Source organism: Legionella sp. 227 (assembly GCF_043161935.1).
Taxonomy (GTDB): Bacteria; Pseudomonadota; Gammaproteobacteria; order Legionellales; family Legionellaceae; genus Legionella; species Legionella sheltonii.
On sequence record NZ_CP171154.1, the window covers coordinates 912,445 to 930,796 of the forward strand.

Below are 18,352 nucleotides of genomic sequence, written 5' to 3' on the forward strand. Positions count from 1 at the left end.
TACCAATATTAGCTCAAACATCATGAACCATTGGATTATTAAAAGTATCTTATGCAGTCTACTCTTCACCTACTCAACCTTTGGTTTTACTGAAACGCACAGGGACAGTGTCTCTAAAGAAGAAGTGAATGGTACCTTCATTATGCATTTTCCTGCCCCTCATAATGATGTTACCAATACGCTCACTGTCGATGCATTGGGTGGTGGAAAAATTAAAATTTCTTTTCAGTTAATATACCCTTATATGGCCAATGGAGCGCTTCAAGCCAATACTGGAGAATTATCCGGCATAGCCCGTATTAAAGGGGATACGGCAATTTACTCTTCATCTGAATTTGGCCAATGTACCATTACAATAACCTTCATCAAACCAGGAATGGTGTCTGTAAAACAAGAAGGTGCTGATTTTGATTGTGGTTTTGGACATAATGTCTATGCCAATGGAACTTATTATAAAAAATAGCCCATTATTTCGAATGCTCCAGTCGATGCGATGGGATGCAGTTGCTTTCGTTTAGTGATTATGTTTTGATTTTACTAAAGGGAATTAACTGGCAAGTATAATGATATACGTCCTTTATTTGTTTCTCTTAATCAGTCTAATGATTGTATTGAAACTTAAGTTGATATCATTTAATCAAATAATTCCGTCCTTATCCTACTTTACATCAAAACGTAATGCTTTAGAGCATGAAGATTTATTAACTCTTTTTGATAAATTTAATTATGAACATGGCGATGGTGTATGCCATGGTTTTACATTAACCTGGGCACAGGAAGCAGCTCTAGGGTTAGATTATCAATTTTATAATCGACTTAACTTAATTAAAAAAGAAAAGGCAACCTTACCCCATACCTTACATACAATTACCGAAAAAATAAAAGCAAGTCTGTCATTAACCAAAAAAGAGCGAAAACTCAATGAAATAAAGCCCTTTCTTGAAGCCGTCTGCCTGGCTCAATCTCCCGATGATTACGCTGAAATTTATGCCCAATCAATCCAGCAGTCCGACATCGATATCATCTACAAGATGATTCAGTTGAACCTGAGTAGAAAGCAAAATACCGTTAAAAATCTTTTTAGTAAAACAATGGGCTTCGCATCCCCCAAAGAGGTTAACGAATTTTTTCATCAACTTAATGTGCTCCTCAACGCTAAAAATCAAGTCGTGGTGGTATGCAGCAGCGAAGAACATACGGTTGGCTTTAAAAAGCATAAAGACAATACTTGGTTATTTTTGGATATCAATCACATGTATGAACAAACTGAGGAATACCCCTATCAACTTTTAACGAGTGAAGAACTGGTCCCCATTTTGTATCAATCCCTTTTTGAAACCAGCAAGCATTTAATAGTTCATTGTTCTTTCATTGCGAAAACAGGTCAGCGAAGATTAACTGAACATATCCGGGGGCTTGGTTCATTATACCCTGTCCACTCCAAAAACCCCCTAATCACCAATTGTCGTGGTTATGGAGCTCTCGCTCTGGCCGTGCAAAATGATGATCGCAATACCGTGCGAGAACTACTGCACTTACATAAAAAATCTCCTGTAATCAGTCAATCCGAATTAGAACATGCGCTCTTTTATGCAGCAGCATGCAATCGATCAGACATTATGAATCAACTCAAAAATATTCCTACAATCAACATCAACCAATCTTGCGATCATGCTGGAAATTACCCACTTGGAATTGCTTGTAAATATGGTAATGAAGCGATTGTGAAACTGCTACTTCGAGATGATCGTATTGAAGTGAACCCGACAAACGCCAAAGGGATGACTCCCTTAATGTTAGCCTGCAAATCATCCTACACACAAAAGAAGCCCGCACTCTTTCAAATGCTTTTAGCAGCAGGGGCCAACGCCGAACTCACTAATACCCATGAAAAATCAGCTTACGACATCGCTAAGGAACATGATAATCAAACGGCTTTGCAGATTATAGGCTCTTATCACCCTAAACCAGCTCCTCAACCCAGTGCTGCTGTAGCAAGCAGCCGGAATTCCGGAAAATCAAAGCATGGAACCATGATTTCATTTTTTCTAAAGACACCGGAAAAATCCATCATGAAATCCTCACAACAAGATTGCAGCAGTCCAATAGAAACTGAAAGCACAGGTGCGGCGCAAACAGAACTACCCTATCTTTAAATCACTTTCATGATTGAAGTTGTCTGTCATTTCTTAGATCAACTTCTCGGATTTTAGATTGTTCCGCCTACACTGCTCACACAGCCCTTTAATTTCTACAGTACAATTGATTATTGAAAACTCAATTGAATTTGCAAATTCTGTAACCGCGGCGAAATCAATAATGCATTCTAATTCTTTGACGAAATCACATTGATTGCAAATGAGAAATTGCGCCTGCCCCACATGATGTCCATGCAAACAAGCAACATAGGATTTAAGGCTATCAATACAATGGATAAACCCTTCTTGATGCCAAAATTGAATCGCACGATAAACTGTAGGTGGTTTTGGATTTTCAATTTGTTGGGATAATCTTTGCAGAATTTCATATGCACCAAGAGGTTTTCTCGCATCCGCTAATATTTTGAGGACACGCTCTCTTGGCTCCGTAAATCGGTAGCCATGTTTTATACAATGCTTATAGGCCTTGTCCAACAAAGTGCATTTCATCAATCATTTTTATTTAAAGTGCTCGAATATTCTATTATACCACAGTCCTTAGTGTCTGTTTACCATTCTACTCTCTTGTTCATAAACAAGGTCAAAATCGGACACAGTGATGGGATTCTACACTGTAATACCGTTTTACGTGGGAGATCTCTTGTCTGAAGTGAGCGTTGATGTAAACCGACCTTATTTTAAAAAAAGAATTAAATTAATTGTAAAAGTTGTTTTGGTTTAAAAATCATTAAAAGTGTCTTGTTCTTTGGCAAGATAATGTTACAATGTAACACTTTTTTGATATTAGAATGTTTAGCAGTCACTATTCTGGCGATTTTTTAGCAGAAAATTCTTTGCTGCACCAGACTCAAAATCGAATCGTTAGGTTTAAAAAGTACTGTAATGGTCATGATATGTCTGAAATTAATATTGACGTACAACTGATAAAGTCAGGAAAGCTCTCTACCAGTGGGCTTTTACAAAAAGTGGATAGTTACCCCTCATTAACATCTATATGTCCTATAAATGGAGGAAACCATGCATCTTAATTATTATAGATTCCGCCTTTCAGGTGACGCCCAACTTTTCGCCCAAGAACAAACTGCAGCACACATCGAACAAATTTTGCATGATACCCACAACCTGAAGTTAATACGGGTAGCAATCGATTTGACTGATCCTAACCCAAGTATCAGCTTATTATGTAAATCCCCAGATACCCAGGTTTTACAAACAACCATAGCTGAGCGTTTAATGGAAAAAGGGATTGCATTAACCGAATTGCTCGAGAATGAAACCCTTTGGTATGATGAGGAAACACCACATGAAAATCCTGTTTCTCCATCTCAACCGGTACATTCTGAACATCTTAAAAAGAAGCGAAAAAAACGTAAACCGCATGAGCATGCCGATGAGGGTTCTCATGTAAAGTCTCTAGACCATTTTCACGACCATGGTCAGGGTCATGACCTTAGTCATGAACACGGCCATAGTCATGGTCACAGCCATAGTCATGGTCACAGCCACAGTCATGGTCACAGCCACAGTCATGGTCACGGTCATTCCGATGAGGATGGTCATGAAAATCATTGGCTTAAAGCTGCATTAGGTTTGATTTGGGGAATAGGTCTGCTCGCTCTTTCTATTGCCAGTTTTAATATTCCTCTAACAGCCTATATTCTTATCACTGGCCTTACCACTTTAATGACCTTATATTTGGGATATAATGTATATAAATCAGCATGGTATTCATTACTTGAAAAGAAATGGGATACCACTGCTTTATACACGATCAGCACTTTAACTATCGTCGCGGTGTCGCTTGCAAGCCTGTTTATTCCAGGACTCCCAATGATGTTCGAGGCGGCTCCATTAGTTTTGGGGTTTTGGCATTTAGGTGAAGGAATTGAACATACCTTAGTCGGTGCAATTGAAAAAAAATTAGATGTTCGTGATTGTTTGCCTTCATTAGTCCTATTAAAGGGTAAACCCAATAAGGAAATTTCGGTCCGAAATTTAATTCCTAACGATAAGATCATCATTAAAAAAGGAGAGGTGATTCCGGTTGATGGAATATTAACGCAGAAAGCATTGCTTTATACGACTCGAATTGATGGCTCTCCCGAGCTTAAGGAGTTCAAGCCTGGGGATGAGGTGAAAGCAGGCATGCGCTTAGCCGATCATATTCCTTCGTTGGAAATGCGCGTTACAACAACCTATCAAAAATCCTACCTGTCATTAATCGCAGAAAATATTGATAAAGCAAATGATGAGAAAGCCCCTGTCGAGCTATTTGCAAATCAAGTCGTGAAATATTTTGTTCCTGGTTTACTCCTGGTCGCTCTTGTTTCGGGTATTGTCATAGGTACTCTGGTTAACCCTGCACTGGCTATTCAATGTGTGATCTCCGTTCTTGTCAGTGCATGTCCCTGCGCTTTGAGTTTGATTACACCCATGGCAGTTAAAATCGGCATGAAAAAAGCCTCTGAAAACGGAATTCAGTTTAACAACGGAAAAGATCTGCAAGCAGCAGCTGATATAGATACCGTTGTTTTTGATTTAAATGGCACCCTTACCCAAGGCAAAAGTGTGGTGCAATCACTAAAAATTGACGATAAAAAATTTTTACACCACCTCGCATTATTAGAAAGCCAGTCCGATCATCCGATGGCATCAACCATTAAGTCTTACATAGCAGGCCAAGGCGTTGTTACAGATCAGCAGTTAAAAATAACCTCCGTTGATAAAAGTTATCATTCTGGCATAAAAGGCGACATTGATGGCGAAACATTCATGGTAGGCAATAAAGAGATGCTGCTTGCGAATGGAATTAGAACGATTAATGAACCTTATAATGATCCAAAAAAGGGTTCTGTTTATATTGTGCGCGGGACCCAAGTTATAGGCCAAATTTCTTTATTTGACCCTCTACGTGAAGACGCTTTTGCGACGGTAGAACAATTAAAAGAGCTGGGAAAAACAGTACATATTTGTACCGGAGCAGATCAAGACACCGCAGAAAAATATGCTGCATTACTGGGTATTTCCCCCCAAAATATTAGTGCAAATACTGTAGGTACCGCCACTAAGCCTAATGAAAAGCCTAAAAAAAATTACATCCAAGAGCTAAAACGCAAAGGATATAAAGTGGCGATGATAGGTGATGCCACCAATGATCTGGAAGCCTTTGCATACGCTGATCTCGCCATTGCAGTTAAATCACGTATTGGTGATAAGATCATCCAACAAAAAGCAGGTATCGTCATTCACCAGGGCGTATTATTTCCTATCGCCACTGCATTTGATGTAGCAGCAAAAACAAAACAAAATATTGCCCAAAATTTGTTTGTGAGCTTAACTTATAACTCAGTCATTACTTTAGTGGCAGCAGGATTGTTTGTGGCCATTGGTTTTGCGCTGAATCCCATCCTCGGTGTTGCAATGATGGTGCTTGAATCGGCTATTGTGTTAACCAATTTGTACCGGTTTAAACAACAGGAAGTTGTATTGGCTGAAACCAATAAAGGGACCACACTCGATTTAGAAACGCCTAGAGAGAAAACCTTTAATCCTTTGTCTGCATTAGGTTTTCCCCCTCAACCTAAAAAAGATTTAACACATATGGGGGAACCTCAAGATATAGGACCTTACGTTAAAAATGTATTTGCACCTGCAGAACCTAAGCAAGCTCTTCATTCACCCAAGCCAGGCTCACAAGAGAGCTTATTTCAACTCTGTTGACGGCGCATGGAGCCTTCGGCAGACTTTTAAAGCGCGCTTCACCATTTCAGGTGGTGATCAAACCTAGAAATGGTGTCTTTATCGTATACCCATTTAAGGGGCATTGGGTGGCAAATGCTGCTTATTATCGTCCGAGAAAGACTCTTTTTTAATGTTCGCTCTACTTGTATTGGTACTGGGATTCCAAAAAAGAAACCGTCTATCTATATCGTCATGAGGAACTAATAGGCACTGCTCCTCAGGGAACTCTTCCCAGATCAAATGACAGGGATCCTCAAGCTGATAGTCACTTAAATGAGTGTCAGGTAGTAATTTATTTTTAAATCGATCCGCATACAGAACACACTGATACACCGAAATAAATTTTTGATATTCACTAAAAGAACACTGTTCGTAATTGTTACTCCTACGAGCATAAAGAATAAACATCAATTCATTCACTGCTGTTGATGATTGCAGATCGAGAGTGATTGATTCTGCACTATTTTTTTTATTAATTATAAGTTTCATGGATGACCATTTTCTCAATTGCCCCTATTCATTAATATATAATGGGAAGAAATCAATATCTAGTAAACCACTCAAATGGTTCTGAGCTTATTAAATCATGCCAGAAAATACAGTAGACCAACCTATGGAACACAAAATCTGATAAGTGGATTGAAGTGACCTGTTGATTTTAGCTTAGGCGCTTCCCTTCACCCCTGCGATGATCAACATGTTCGCATGTCTCCAATTGCAATGCATTCATCAGGCCAAACACCACATTGAACTTGCCCAATATGCTTTTTTTGCAACAGAAGCATCACCAAACGCGATTGCCCTATGCCACCACCAATTGTTTGCGGCAAAGAGCCCGCAATCAATCGCTGATGCCAATCATAATCCAAACGATGTTGATGACCTGTTAATGCCAATTGATATTTCAATATGGCTTCATTCACTCGGATACCCATAGAAGAAATTTCAAAAACATCATCGATGATTGGGTTCCATACCAGAATGTCTCCATTTAAGCCTGTAAATCCCACCTCATTTACTGAGCTCCAATCGTCATAATCTGGAGCACGAACATCATGCGGTTTTCCATCTGATAAAGAACCACCAATTCCAATTAAAAAAACAGCACCATATTTTTTGGTAATAGCCCGCTCTCTCTCTTTAGGAGATAGATTAGGATATAGAGCAAGTAATTCTTCTGTATACATAAAATGAATGTATGAGGGTAAAAATGGAGTTAAACCATAAAGATCACTGACGGTTTTTTCCGTTTTTTTTATGGCATCATAGAGCTCGATGACCGTTTGTTTTAAATAATTCAAGCCACGGTCTTTAGTATCGATAACACGCTCCCAATCCCATTGATCCACCAATACAGAATGAGTCGCAGTTAATACCTCTTCGTCAGGTCTTAAAGCAATCATATGGGTATAGATGCCTTCTCCAGTTGGAAAGGCGAATTCTCCCAGTAACTTTCTTTTCCATTTAGCTAAGGAATGAACGATTTCATAAGTACGATCCGGTATGGCTTTAACCTTGACTGAAACTGCTTGTTCTGTACCTGACAAATTATCTTGCACGCCATCGCCTACACAAGCCAATAATGGTGCTTGCACTTCCACAAGGCCTAACCGTTGTTCAAGTTCACGAGAAAAAAAAGATTTCACAAAACTTATTTGTTTTTGTTTTTCAATATATGCCTGTTTCATTCAACTACCCCACAATAAAATTAAGTTAACATTATATTGTATTTTTCTATTATTTTTATTATCAAATTAAAATATGTATAGATATACAAAATAATTTTTAATAAAATAGCAAATAAATTAAATAATATATAAAAATAACCTATGAAAGACCTGGAAAATTATCAAATCGATGATCTTGACAAGAAAATACTCCATGCATTAATAAAAAATGCACGTACTGCTTATGCAGAATTAGCTAAAGCTTATGCTGTAAGTCCGGCTACAATTCATGTTCGCGTTGAAAAAATGCGGCAAGCAGGTATTATTGAAGGGGTGCATGTGCACATTAACCCCAAACGGCTGGGGTATGATGTCTGTTGTTTTATCGGGATTACTCTGAATCATGCGAAAGATTACCAATCCGTCCTGAAAAAGTTAGAAGCTCTAGAAGAAGTCCTTGAGGCTTATTACACTATTGGTCATCATTTTAATATTTTTATTAAAGTCATGTGCCAGTCAATTGATACCTTACAGCAACTTTTGGTGAATAAAATTCAGCTTATTGAGGAGGTGCAATCCACCGAAACCCTTATCTCCCTGCAAAATCCAATTATGCGCTCAGTGACGCCTTAATCACTTCATGGGGGGGGTAACATCAATTTTGCTCTCTTCTTCCAAGAACGCCTTCTTTAAGTGATTCAGAGTCGAAATCACTTCATCCATACTAGGCCTATCGTCAGAAGATCGTAAAACCATCTTGTTGACTAAAGACCTAAGTCCCATATCCAGTTCGGGAGAAAACGTTGGGCTTGCCAATTTTTCTATCTTTTGTAGCAGTATCGAGATGATGCACCCGACCGAATATACGTCAATTTTATCGTCAATCATTACCTCGATTTGCTTACTAAAAGCACTGAGCAAATCTATGGGGAATATAGATGGACTCACTCCCCCTAACCTCGACTTATGCCCCAAACGTCTTGCGGTGCCAAAATCAATTAAATACACTTCGTCCGTTTTGCTATCGAATAATATATTCTTTGCATTAAGATCTAAATGAGCCCAACCTGTAGCATGCATTTTTGCTACAGCCTGAACGAGATTGTTAATTAGATCAAATAATTGTTGAGGCGATTTGCCATCCGGTGTAAATTTCGAGATGGGCTGTCCTTTTATGTAGGGCATAAAAAGATAAGACTTGTGATACGAAGTAGACTTTTTAGACTCCTTTCTCTCTCTATGCGTTACATTTTTATTTCCCTCAATAAATTTGCTATTTAAATTCGCTTCTTCCTCAGTAACACGTACAACCTGCTCACGAGTTTTAAGTCCAAGACTATCACTTTGAATCGACACTGCTTTAACAACTTTTGCATTATCTTCATTGCGTTCTTTCTCGATTAATTTATCACCACTTATTTTAAGGGTTTTAAGAATAAACTTAACCGTCCCTGCTCCTCCCATTCCCAAACGTAAACCGACTACTTCATATTTAGTATTTTTCTTGCCTTGCTCGGGTAAAACTGAATGTGATAATGAACATTTTGAAATGCCATGCGGCGTTTGAACGAAAAAAATTTCATTCTTTCTTATTTTTACATCTTCAATGTCATCTGGATTTCTTTTTTTTGACTGCTCAATAGTCTTCTTGATCATTTCTTTGTCATTGTCAGTTAATGGTTGATTGAAATCAATTGTGTATTCTTGATCGTCTATTTGAATGTTTACTTGATTCATTAGCTTATTGACAAAACTCATCAATTCTTCATATTGGGCATGATCTTTTCGAATGTGTAACGACTGCAAAACATCAGAAAGAATGATCCTACATTTTTCTAATCCCTCTGGTTCACTCTTCGAGTGATGGATGATAAGCCGTATAGAATCTTCTATGTGTTTTTGGTAAGGTTCATTAAACTGTTCAGGTAACTTAAGTAAATCCTTTTTTAGCATCGCAGCTGTCTCGTCAACCAGCCTACTCATTAATTTCTCTCTACTGGTATATCCTGTTGTTTCTTGCAACACGACCGATAAAGCCGCAAGACCTTTAGCATTACTATTTTCAAAAAGTGATTTATCTCTGCTTAGGTGTCTTATCGCTTCTTGTATGAGGAGTATGAGGAGTAAATTTTGATCTGGTTTGGGGACGTTGTTTTTCAAAGATTCCAATCTATCTATGATTTCTAATCGAGATAAAAAGGGTGCGATTTTTTCAATATCATCAAGCGTCCTAAGTTGAAGACCAGCAGAAGGAAGCGTCAATTTTATTTTTTTAATCAAATCATTAACTATACTTACTTTAGTTTCATCCCTCATTTCATTAAATTGGGGCATAAAAACTTCTTATAATTCCAGATGATATGTACAATTATAGCACATGCAGTTATTGTAACGATCATTTGGACCTAAGGGGAAGATGCCTGGCTATATACCTCCATAGCGGTCAAGTTAAGCAAAAAGTGAATGGTGTCATTCCCGCGAGGGCGGGAGTTCATCCATGATTGAGCACCATGCTCATACAATAATGGATCCCGACTTAGGGTGCTTTAGATTGATACATTGACGTGTGGGTCACCTATAATTAGCTAATCGAGAATGGTTTATATGGAGTAATAATGAACCGGACAACTCTTCTTAGTACTTGCCTCCTTGGACTTGTCCTAATGCAAGCAGGCTGTGTTACTGTATAGGGAACGACTGCAAGTTCATCTGATGCTATGAGGTATGCTGCCTCTTCTAACGATTCGAAACCACCAATAACACTTAGGTCGGGCCTTGGCCCGACCATTCTTTGAGGTTCACTAAACCTCTACTAAAATTCATAGACCATTATTTTTCTGCGTTTTTAACGGAATTCTCATTCGGAGGAACCACAATAGCAAAAGGCTCATTGGAACTGCCTTCGATGAAATTATTTAATAATTGCACTCGAACTAAAACTCGCATTGTCTTACTTTCCTCAGAACATTTTGTTTCTTGCGGTTCACGTTTACAATTGGCAACTTGATGTACCGTATCGATAGGACTGTTGTCGCTATCAATCACTTTTTGGTGTTCTAAATCAATAAGAGTTAATGCCAAATGACTCAACTTCCACTCATTTCCTTCGTCAGTGTAACCCACACGTCGTTCATGGACTAGGGTAACCTTTTGCCCTCTTTTAAGGATGGTCTCATATTCCCATATTGGTTTTTCTACTGTTAACTCACTTTCTATAATATTATTTTTCTGTTGAAATGCTTTTTCCATGTTGAGATACCCCCAGCCGTAGGTTCTATTCCACGCGGAGCCCATGATTTTAGTATGTCCAGAGTCTGCTGTACCGGCATCGGTCCAGGTGTCTGCGCTGTTAATAAGTAACGCTTTGATGGCCATAGGATTTGTAATTCCTGCATCCTGTAATAACAATGCAGACGCACCTACATGCGGTGCTGCAGAACTGGTGCCACCCATGAGGCGGTATCCATCTTTATACTTCATCGCATTCGAATAGACAAAGCCATAAACTTTAGGATCAGGAGCGCATGTAAAGGTATCATGACCTGGGGCGGTTAAATCAGGTTTACGTCTTCCAAATGGCGTAGGCCCTCGGCTGCTGGTTTCCCTTATACGATGTTTGCTTCTATCTGCGGTTTTAACAATAACCGAATCATTTTCGGTAACCACGGTATTCATATTGGCAATTGTAAGTCCATTGTAATTATCACCAGGGACGGTTAGCGTAGAGGCAAAAGTATATTGATGTGCTGGCTCTATATATCCAGCATTTCCCGCTGATTTTACCCAGAGGATTTTTTGGGTATTCACTACATAGTCTATGACTTTTGCGAGCCCGCTCCATTCAGGACAAGCAGGACAATTTAAATCCAGTCGACCATTTCCCATACTGTAATTAATGATAGTGGGCTTAATTTCAGAACGGTTCACCATCCAATCTAAAGTTTCCATAGTACGCATAATACTTGTTGGATCCGGGGTTTCCTCTCCAGCTAACCCAGAAATGATGGTAGATGCTCCATAAGACATGCCTTTGTATTTTTCATGGTTACTCGCATAAATACAGGCTACTCCTGTTGCATGGGGTTCTTTTACGCCATTAAGATGATTTGAATACCCAGAACCTACATCTTGCTGCACTATTAATTTTTTGTTGGATAAAGACGGATGCAAAGGATCTACCCCAGTGTCGATTATGCCAACAATTCCTTTTTGGCCAGTATAACCATGCGCCCACCAATTATTTACATTCGGATAAAAAGATGAAGGTGCCAATTTTAAAACTTGGGCATTGACATCCAACTCCGGTGAGGCTGCGGTATGTGAAGAAATTTGTGCCGCTGCGTCTAAATGAGCAATTTGATAGAGTATGTTGCGATCCTTTGGAACTTGTAGTGCGACTGCAGGCATAAACCCTAAATCTTGTATATTTACATCCGGAATTTTTTTAATTTCTTCGATAAACGATTCTTTTTCCAATTGATTATGCAAGAAAACCAGAAGTGATAATGTAGCCTGCTTTGAACCTTTAGGATATTTAAACTTTTGAAGTACGTCGGCATCGATAATTGCCTTTGCGGAAAGAATAGGACTTACAACGACTAAGATCATTGCAAGATAAAATCTTTTGAATGTATACCCCATAGAGTTCCTCATTTGCGCGGTCTAACATAATAAAATAATTTTTACCTTCCAGGTTGGCAAATTATTGTTATTCTTTGCATCCACAAAGGAATTTTAAAGCAAGGGGTCAAAAGAGGAAAGCGGTCTCTGTAAAAAAATTCCGTCGATACAACAATATAGCGTCAAACCAAGTATTATTTCGGATTTCGAGGAATAAAATCTATTGTTTGAGCCTAGGTGTATCCCATTATTTTTTAGAATGAGCTGGATATTACGAGATCAGTGAATTTAAATCGTACTGGTATCGTTGCAATTACTGCATAAACAGTAGCTTCGATATTTCTTCGGTGGCAGAAAGACACCATGCAATGTTGAGTGCATCGGTATATTGCAAGGGTTTGATAATGCAGCCTGACACATGTAACTCACTTTTAGCAATTTTTTCTTTAGTCGTATATTCACCGGTAAGTAAAAAAACTTTCACTTTTTCAAAATCAAACGTTTTTCTTACTTCCTTCAAAAAATCGATACCATTCATCTTGGGTAAGTTGAGATCAAGCAATATCACCTTCGGGTTAATTTTTTGCTTGCCATGACGTCCATACAACATATCCAGTGCTTGTTTCCCATCCTTGGCTATAGCAATATTCACCTTTTTTTCCATTTTGGCAAATACATGTTGCATCGCTTCAATATCAAAAATATCATCTTCTATATATAAAATATCCACGTCCATAATCAGAATCTCCTATCGTTTAGCAGATGCTATAAATCCTTCTTATACTGTATATTATACATCAGAATATTGAGCGCCGAGACTTGTGGATTATAAGAGTTTCGTGGTTAATGATCCCAGTTAAAATTCTGATTTTGCAGGCGCAACTGAATCAACCATATCTTTGGAATCAGTTGGTTGATGCTGAGATGCTGGTTTCCAAAACATATCTCTAGGTAGCGCAATTTGGTGTTTATTTAGAGTCTTACCTTTTCCATCCACGAGCAAGTCAATTAATTTATCATCCGAACTTGCTTGTGGACGACGTAGGTTCGCAAATTTGGCCGATAATCTTATTTTTTCATTCAAGGGCTGAATGAGACTAAAATAATTATTCAAATCTTGTTCTAGTTTCACCGCACATGATTTAAATGCTTTTAAATAGTTGCTCAAACACAGATCTGAATCCATTTCCACAAAAACCTTGATATCAAATTTTGCTCGTAATTTTTCTTCTAAAAAAATATCAGGCCCAAAAACAATAACATCGTGCGGTGCATTCTCAACTGCGGCCAAGAGCAGCTCCATAGAATCAAAGCTAGAACTATCAATGAGCAGGGTGGTCTCTTGATTTAATAAAGAATAACATCGCTCACTGAGCCCTTTAAAATCACTACCTATAGGTCCACAAACAGCCAGTATTGTCATTGTAATTGCCATGGTGATTAAAATAGCGGCAATAATACCTTGTTGATAGCAAATTTAAAACTATTAAATCAAATGGTACATATCACTCATGTTGCACTCTATAGGAATACCATCTACTTTTCTTCCTACCATGTCGGTCCAACATACAGCCCCATTGATCGGTTCATAAAAACGTAATTTTTGATCTGGGTATTGAAGGTATCTATTTCTGGAAAACTGTCTTATGACACGTGTTGGAGTAACCCGGGCCCCATAAAAATAAGTTGAAGGAACAAAAACCGGACCGGGTATGTTGGCTCTGCCATTTATATTATCCATGGGATCAGATCTTAAAACCCGATAAGATATACTTTGCCATCAGGTTAGAGTAATGACTCGGTGGCTTTTCAAAGCTGCTAGATATTGGAATGGGATTCTAATTCATTAAAAAAGGAGTTTATTATGAAAATAAGCTGTTTATTAGGTACTTTGTGTTTATCACCCCTTCTTGCTTTTGCTCATTCAGATCCTGGTTTAGATGGTCTTATTTTTTCTCCAGTAACTAAGAATAAAAATACCGTAGTCAGACATTATAGTAATGAGCAGGTAAGACCCAATTTGCATCAAATGACTCAAAGAACCGTTGATTTTCCAACTCAAATCGTGCGAGTTCGTGGCAATGTGACGGGAATGGGTCTCAGTTGCGAAGAGGTGGAAGATGAAATAGAACGTGTTTTTTCAAAAAAAATCACCCCTGATTTGTTTACTTACAACACATATATCAATTGCAGTTATGATCAGGAGAGCCCCGATGAAGACGCGGTAGGTTTTTCTATCCAAAGTTATTTTGATCCATTAACCGATAAAGCCGTTGATTATTTAAAAGCCTATCTGCAAGAATATAACGGATACAATTTATTTAATACTGCAACATTGGACTTTGAGAGTGCCAAAGGTGTTATTGTATCGATGAATCTGAATGCGGGTTTAAAAAACAACCCCAACCAAGTTCCCATGATGCTGTACCGCCAGGATCGAAACAATCTTTATTTTAAAAGTAATTTTGAAATGAGAAAGGAATTAATTGCCGATATTTATCAACGATTTTATTCGAACAACCCCGAGGTGATTCTACCCTTTTTGAACAAATGGATTTTCTCTTTTGCAGGCACCATTTATCACCCGGTTTTAAAAGCATCCAATTATCTTGAATTACAACCTGAACGTATCTTTGTGATGGAAAAGGAAGGAGATATCTTTGTATCGGATTTAAGATTTTATTTCGCCAACCTGTGCATGAAGAGAAACCCGAATAAATACTGCTTGTAATTAATCATTCAGAACCTGCTCGAGTGGGTTGGGCCTGCCCAATAGATACCAAATGCATGGAAGTTTTTTGTTGGGCCTTGGCCCAACATTTCCTTAAATGAAAATTGAAGCTTTTGTTGGGTCCAGGCCCGACTTACCCCAAAAAATCTATCCTTTATGAAATAACATCGTTACATCAATTGGATCAAAAGTATATTTCTTATTGCAAAAATCACATCGAATGGCCACTTCGCCTTGTTCTTTTAATAATTCTTGTGCCTCTTCCTCACCTAAAACATTCAATACCTGTTTCATTTTCTCCAGGCTACAGCGACACTTGAACTGCGTTTTACGGCTATCAAATATCCTTAGTTCCGTTTCATGATAAAGACGATGGAGCAATGTTTCATTATCTAAAGTAAGGAGCTCAATTTCACTGACTGTTTGACCTAATTGAACAGCATATTCCCAAAATTGTTCTCTTTGTACCGTATCTTGGCCTGGCATCAATTGCAGTAACATCCCCGCAGCGGCGCTCTCATTAACAGCCAACCAAACACGCGTTGATACCTGTTCGGATTGAGCAAAATAATTCATTAGATTCTCACCCATGGATGTTGATTGAATAGGAACCATGCTTTGGTAAGAGTTCGTTTGATTGTTTTGATTAATGGTAATGACCATCTGTCCTTCGAGAAAAGCGGTAGCGTATTCTTTGGTTTCCAGATTTTCAGCAAATTGAGCAAAAGCCCTTACATTAAACTCATGGTCACATTGTACCAATAATAAAGGAAGTCGTTTATCGCCCTGAAATTGCAAATTTAAACTGCCTTGAAATTTAATACTCGATGCCAAAAGCAGACAGGAAACTATAGCCTCCCCCAACAAATTTTTAACCATCGGAGGATAGTTCCGTTGGCTCATAATCGTTTGGAAAGTATTTTCAATATGGACAATTTCACCACGAATATTGGCATGCTCAAAAATAAAGCGTTGTAGGGTATCAGATTCTTTCATAACAGACTCAAATTAAATGACGGCAAACCACAAGAACATTGTGGCCGTGCAAAGTATAACATAATTTTTTTATTATTTTCCTGGAGAAAAAATTATCTTGAACTATGCTTTTAGAACCTCCCTCTGAAAATTTAAAGGACTAAATCATGATAGATAAAAACATACTTGCCCCCCTCTTTAAAACCATTGATAAGGTTGTTTTTGGTATTGAAGAATCAAAAGAACCTGAAACCAAACCCGAATTCATTGAAATTGATAGTGAAGAAGAGTTTGATGTCGAACGCTCCATGAATTAGTAGTTGATTCAATTGCCTAAGCGGGCAATAATTGCTCTTTTTTTGAGTGAGAACCCCTTAAGATGTTGAATAGCCAACAAATGGCAGCGGTACGTTATATTGATGGACCTTTATTAGTTCTTGCTGGAGCTGGAAGCGGTAAAACACGAGTCATAACGCAAAAAATAGGCTATTTAATTAATACTTGCGGCTACGCCGCCAACACAGTATGTGCCGTAACTTTTACGAACAAAGCAGCCAATGAAATGCGTGCTCGCGTTGCCGCCGTTCTGCCAGCAGCAAATCGCCGAGGTTTAAAGGTAGCAACCTTCCATACTTTAGGCTTGAGCATGATTAAACATGATCTTGCTTTATGTGATCTGAAAAAAGGCTTTTCTATTTTTGACAGTGAAGACTGTTTACAAATCCTAAGAGGTTTTTTACCTACAAATAAAGCAACGGAACGCGAATTTATCCTCCAAATTCAACAACGAATTTCGCGCTGGAAAAATGATTTCCTCACCCCAGAGCAAGTCGTTAACAACCCTTCTGATGCCCCTTATTATGAAGAAGCAGCCTTATTGTACCCGCGTTATCAGCAAGCACTAAAAGCCTACAATGCGGTTGATTTTGACGACTTAATTCGTCTTCCCGTTAGTCTCTTGACCGAACATCCATCGGTAGCAGAATACTGGCAAAACAAAATACGCCACTTATTGGTCGATGAATACCAGGACTCCAATACCAGCCAATATCTTATGGTAAAAAAATTAACTGGAATCCAAGCACGTTTCACTGTAGTAGGGGATGATGACCAATCAATTTATGCATGGCGGGGTGCCAAACCTGAAAATTTGCAACAATTACAGCAGGATTACCCTCAATTAAAGATAATTAAGTTAGAACAAAATTACCGTTCAACGAACATTATTTTACATACCGCCAATCACCTCATTGCCAACAATCAACATCTGTTTGAAAAAAAACTATGGAGCGAGTTTGGCCACGGCGAACTGTTACGTGTTATTCGTTGTAAGGATGAGAATGATGAAGCAGAGCAGGTCGTGGCTGATTTAATTAGTCATAAGCTACGCGCCCGAACAGAATATGGCGATTACGCCATTTTATACCGCGGTAATCATCAATCACGCGTGTTTGAAAAAGTACTTCGCCATTATGGTATTCCTTATAACATCAGTGGCGGTCAATCGTGGTTTGCCAAAGCAGAAGTCAAAGATGTGTTTGCCTACTTGAAATTGTTGTGCAATGACGCAGATGATGCCGCATTTTTAAGAGCAATTAACACGCCCAAGCGAGGCATAGGCGAGACTAGTCTTGATGCCTTAGGACATTATGCCCAAAACCGAGGGATTAGCCTTTATACTGCAGCAGATCATCTTGCCCTCAGTGAGTATGTTGCAGAAAAACCTCGAGCTGCACTGCTTGTTTTTAAATCGTGGATAGAAGAAATCAAAAAAAAATTAATCAACGGATCGATTATTGAACTTTTAAAACAAATGGTCGAAGACAGTGGGTATGAGGCCTATATTTACGAACAATGTGACACTCCAGCAAAAGCTCAGAAAAAGATGGACAATGTCTGGGAGTTATTGGACTGGGTAGGACGTTTGTTAACTAAAAATCCAGAACAAACTTTAGCTGAAATCATCAACAAATTAATTTTGATCGACATATTGGAACAAGCCGATGAGCAAGATAATGAGACCTTACAACTGATGACCTTACACGCATCAAAAGGCTTAGAATTTCCTTACGTTTATCTGGTGGGTATGGAAGAAGAGTTATTACCCCATAGGGTAAGCATTGATGAAGAGCAAATTGAAGAAGAACGGCGTTTGGCTTATGTTGGGATTACCCGGGCACAAAAAGGATTATGTTTTACCTTAGCCAAACAAAGACGTCGGGCCGGAGAATTGCAAGACTGTTTACCCAGTCGATTCTTAGATGAGCTACCCCCTGAGCATTTGGAGTGGTTTGGTAAAAATGTCGAACGCTCGGAGGAGCAATCAAAAAATTTGGCTAAATCGCATTTAGCCGGACTGAAGAGTTTATTGAGTGAATCGTAGCCTGAAGCAACGAAAGCACCCAAGACCTCCCTTCTTCCCACAAGGGGGGTAGGTGCCCATAGGGCGGATGAGGGAC

At 38.7% G+C, this 18,352-nt stretch carries 16 protein-coding genes; 7 read left to right on the forward strand and 9 right to left on the reverse strand.

Annotated features, from left to right (window positions below; genetic code table 11):
* Positions 1–22 precede the first annotated feature (22 nt).
* Positions 23–463, forward strand: coding sequence for a hypothetical protein (locus ACF8MK_RS03925; protein ID WP_265701929.1), 441 nt, complete (start codon positions 23–25; stop codon positions 461–463).
* Between the two features lie 139 nt (positions 464–602).
* The gene (gene ankG, locus ACF8MK_RS03930) at positions 603–2,156 is read left to right on the forward strand and encodes a Dot/Icm T4SS effector AnkG/AnkZ/LegA7 (RefSeq protein ID WP_392538260.1); all 1,554 of its coding nucleotides are present in this window, start codon (positions 603–605) and stop codon (positions 2,154–2,156) included.
* 33 nt (positions 2,157–2,189) lie between these two features.
* Here ankG and ACF8MK_RS03935 read toward each other — a convergent pair whose 3' ends face one another.
* A complete protein-coding gene (locus ACF8MK_RS03935) occupies positions 2,190–2,648 on the reverse strand; it encodes a Fur family transcriptional regulator (protein ID WP_392538261.1) in 459 nt (152 codons plus the stop codon).
* Between the two features lie 528 nt (positions 2,649–3,176).
* Here ACF8MK_RS03935 and ACF8MK_RS03940 point away from each other — a divergent pair.
* Positions 3,177–5,879, forward strand: coding sequence for a heavy metal translocating P-type ATPase (locus ACF8MK_RS03940; RefSeq protein ID WP_392538262.1), 2,703 nt, complete (start codon positions 3,177–3,179; stop codon positions 5,877–5,879).
* Positions 5,880–5,972: 93 nt separating this feature from the next.
* Here the strand turns inward: ACF8MK_RS03940 and ACF8MK_RS03945 are convergent, their stop codons facing one another.
* Complete coding sequence (locus ACF8MK_RS03945) at positions 5,973–6,389, reverse strand: hypothetical protein (RefSeq protein ID WP_392538263.1); 417 nt, start codon at positions 6,387–6,389, stop codon at positions 5,973–5,975.
* Between the two features lie 203 nt (positions 6,390–6,592).
* Complete coding sequence (gene asnA / locus ACF8MK_RS03950) at positions 6,593–7,588, reverse strand: aspartate--ammonia ligase (RefSeq protein WP_392538264.1); 996 nt, start codon at positions 7,586–7,588, stop codon at positions 6,593–6,595.
* A 141-nt stretch (positions 7,589–7,729) separates the two neighbouring features.
* On the opposite strand from asnA, the gene asnC reads away from it, so the two are divergent.
* Complete coding sequence (asnC, locus tag ACF8MK_RS03955) at positions 7,730–8,200, forward strand: transcriptional regulator AsnC (RefSeq protein ID WP_392538265.1); 471 nt, start codon at positions 7,730–7,732, stop codon at positions 8,198–8,200.
* On the opposite strand, the gene ACF8MK_RS03960 is transcribed toward asnC, so the two are convergent.
* From ACF8MK_RS03960 to ACF8MK_RS03980, 5 genes are all read right to left on the reverse strand, one after another.
* Positions 8,201–9,901, reverse strand: a complete 1,701-nt coding sequence (locus tag ACF8MK_RS03960) for a lipopolysaccharide kinase InaA family protein (protein WP_392538266.1) — start codon at positions 9,899–9,901, stop codon at positions 8,201–8,203.
* 495 nt (positions 9,902–10,396) lie between these two features.
* Complete coding sequence (locus tag ACF8MK_RS03965; protein ID WP_392538267.1) at positions 10,397–12,208, reverse strand: S8 family serine peptidase; 1,812 nt, start codon at positions 12,206–12,208, stop codon at positions 10,397–10,399.
* 292 nt (positions 12,209–12,500) lie between these two features.
* Positions 12,501–12,923, reverse strand: coding sequence for a response regulator (locus ACF8MK_RS03970; protein ID WP_392538268.1), 423 nt, complete (start codon positions 12,921–12,923; stop codon positions 12,501–12,503).
* A 120-nt stretch (positions 12,924–13,043) separates the two neighbouring features.
* A complete protein-coding gene (locus ACF8MK_RS03975; protein WP_392538269.1) occupies positions 13,044–13,610 on the reverse strand; it encodes a uridine kinase in 567 nt (188 codons plus the stop codon).
* 63 nt (positions 13,611–13,673) lie between these two features.
* Positions 13,674–13,928, reverse strand: coding sequence for a hypothetical protein (locus tag ACF8MK_RS03980; RefSeq protein ID WP_392538270.1), 255 nt, complete (start codon positions 13,926–13,928; stop codon positions 13,674–13,676).
* Positions 13,929–14,051: 123 nt separating this feature from the next.
* Here ACF8MK_RS03980 and ACF8MK_RS03985 point away from each other — a divergent pair, with 123 nt between their 5' ends.
* Positions 14,052–14,918, forward strand: coding sequence for an Lpg0189 family type II secretion system effector (locus ACF8MK_RS03985; protein ID WP_392538271.1), 867 nt, complete (start codon positions 14,052–14,054; stop codon positions 14,916–14,918).
* 147 nt (positions 14,919–15,065) lie between these two features.
* Here the strand turns inward: ACF8MK_RS03985 and hslO are convergent, their stop codons facing one another.
* Positions 15,066–15,914 (reverse strand): Hsp33 family molecular chaperone HslO, encoded by an 849-nt coding sequence (gene hslO, locus ACF8MK_RS03990; RefSeq protein WP_392538272.1) that lies wholly within the window; start codon positions 15,912–15,914, stop codon positions 15,066–15,068.
* Positions 15,915–16,060: 146 nt separating this feature from the next.
* Between hslO and ACF8MK_RS03995 the strand changes: the two genes are divergently transcribed.
* Together ACF8MK_RS03995 and ACF8MK_RS04000 are read left to right on the forward strand one after the other, a co-directional pair.
* Positions 16,061–16,210 (forward strand): hypothetical protein, encoded by a 150-nt coding sequence (locus ACF8MK_RS03995; protein WP_265701916.1) that lies wholly within the window; start codon positions 16,061–16,063, stop codon positions 16,208–16,210.
* Between the two features lie 62 nt (positions 16,211–16,272).
* Complete coding sequence (locus tag ACF8MK_RS04000; RefSeq protein ID WP_392538273.1) at positions 16,273–18,276, forward strand: UvrD-helicase domain-containing protein; 2,004 nt, start codon at positions 16,273–16,275, stop codon at positions 18,274–18,276.
* Positions 18,277–18,352: the final 76 nt, after the last annotated feature.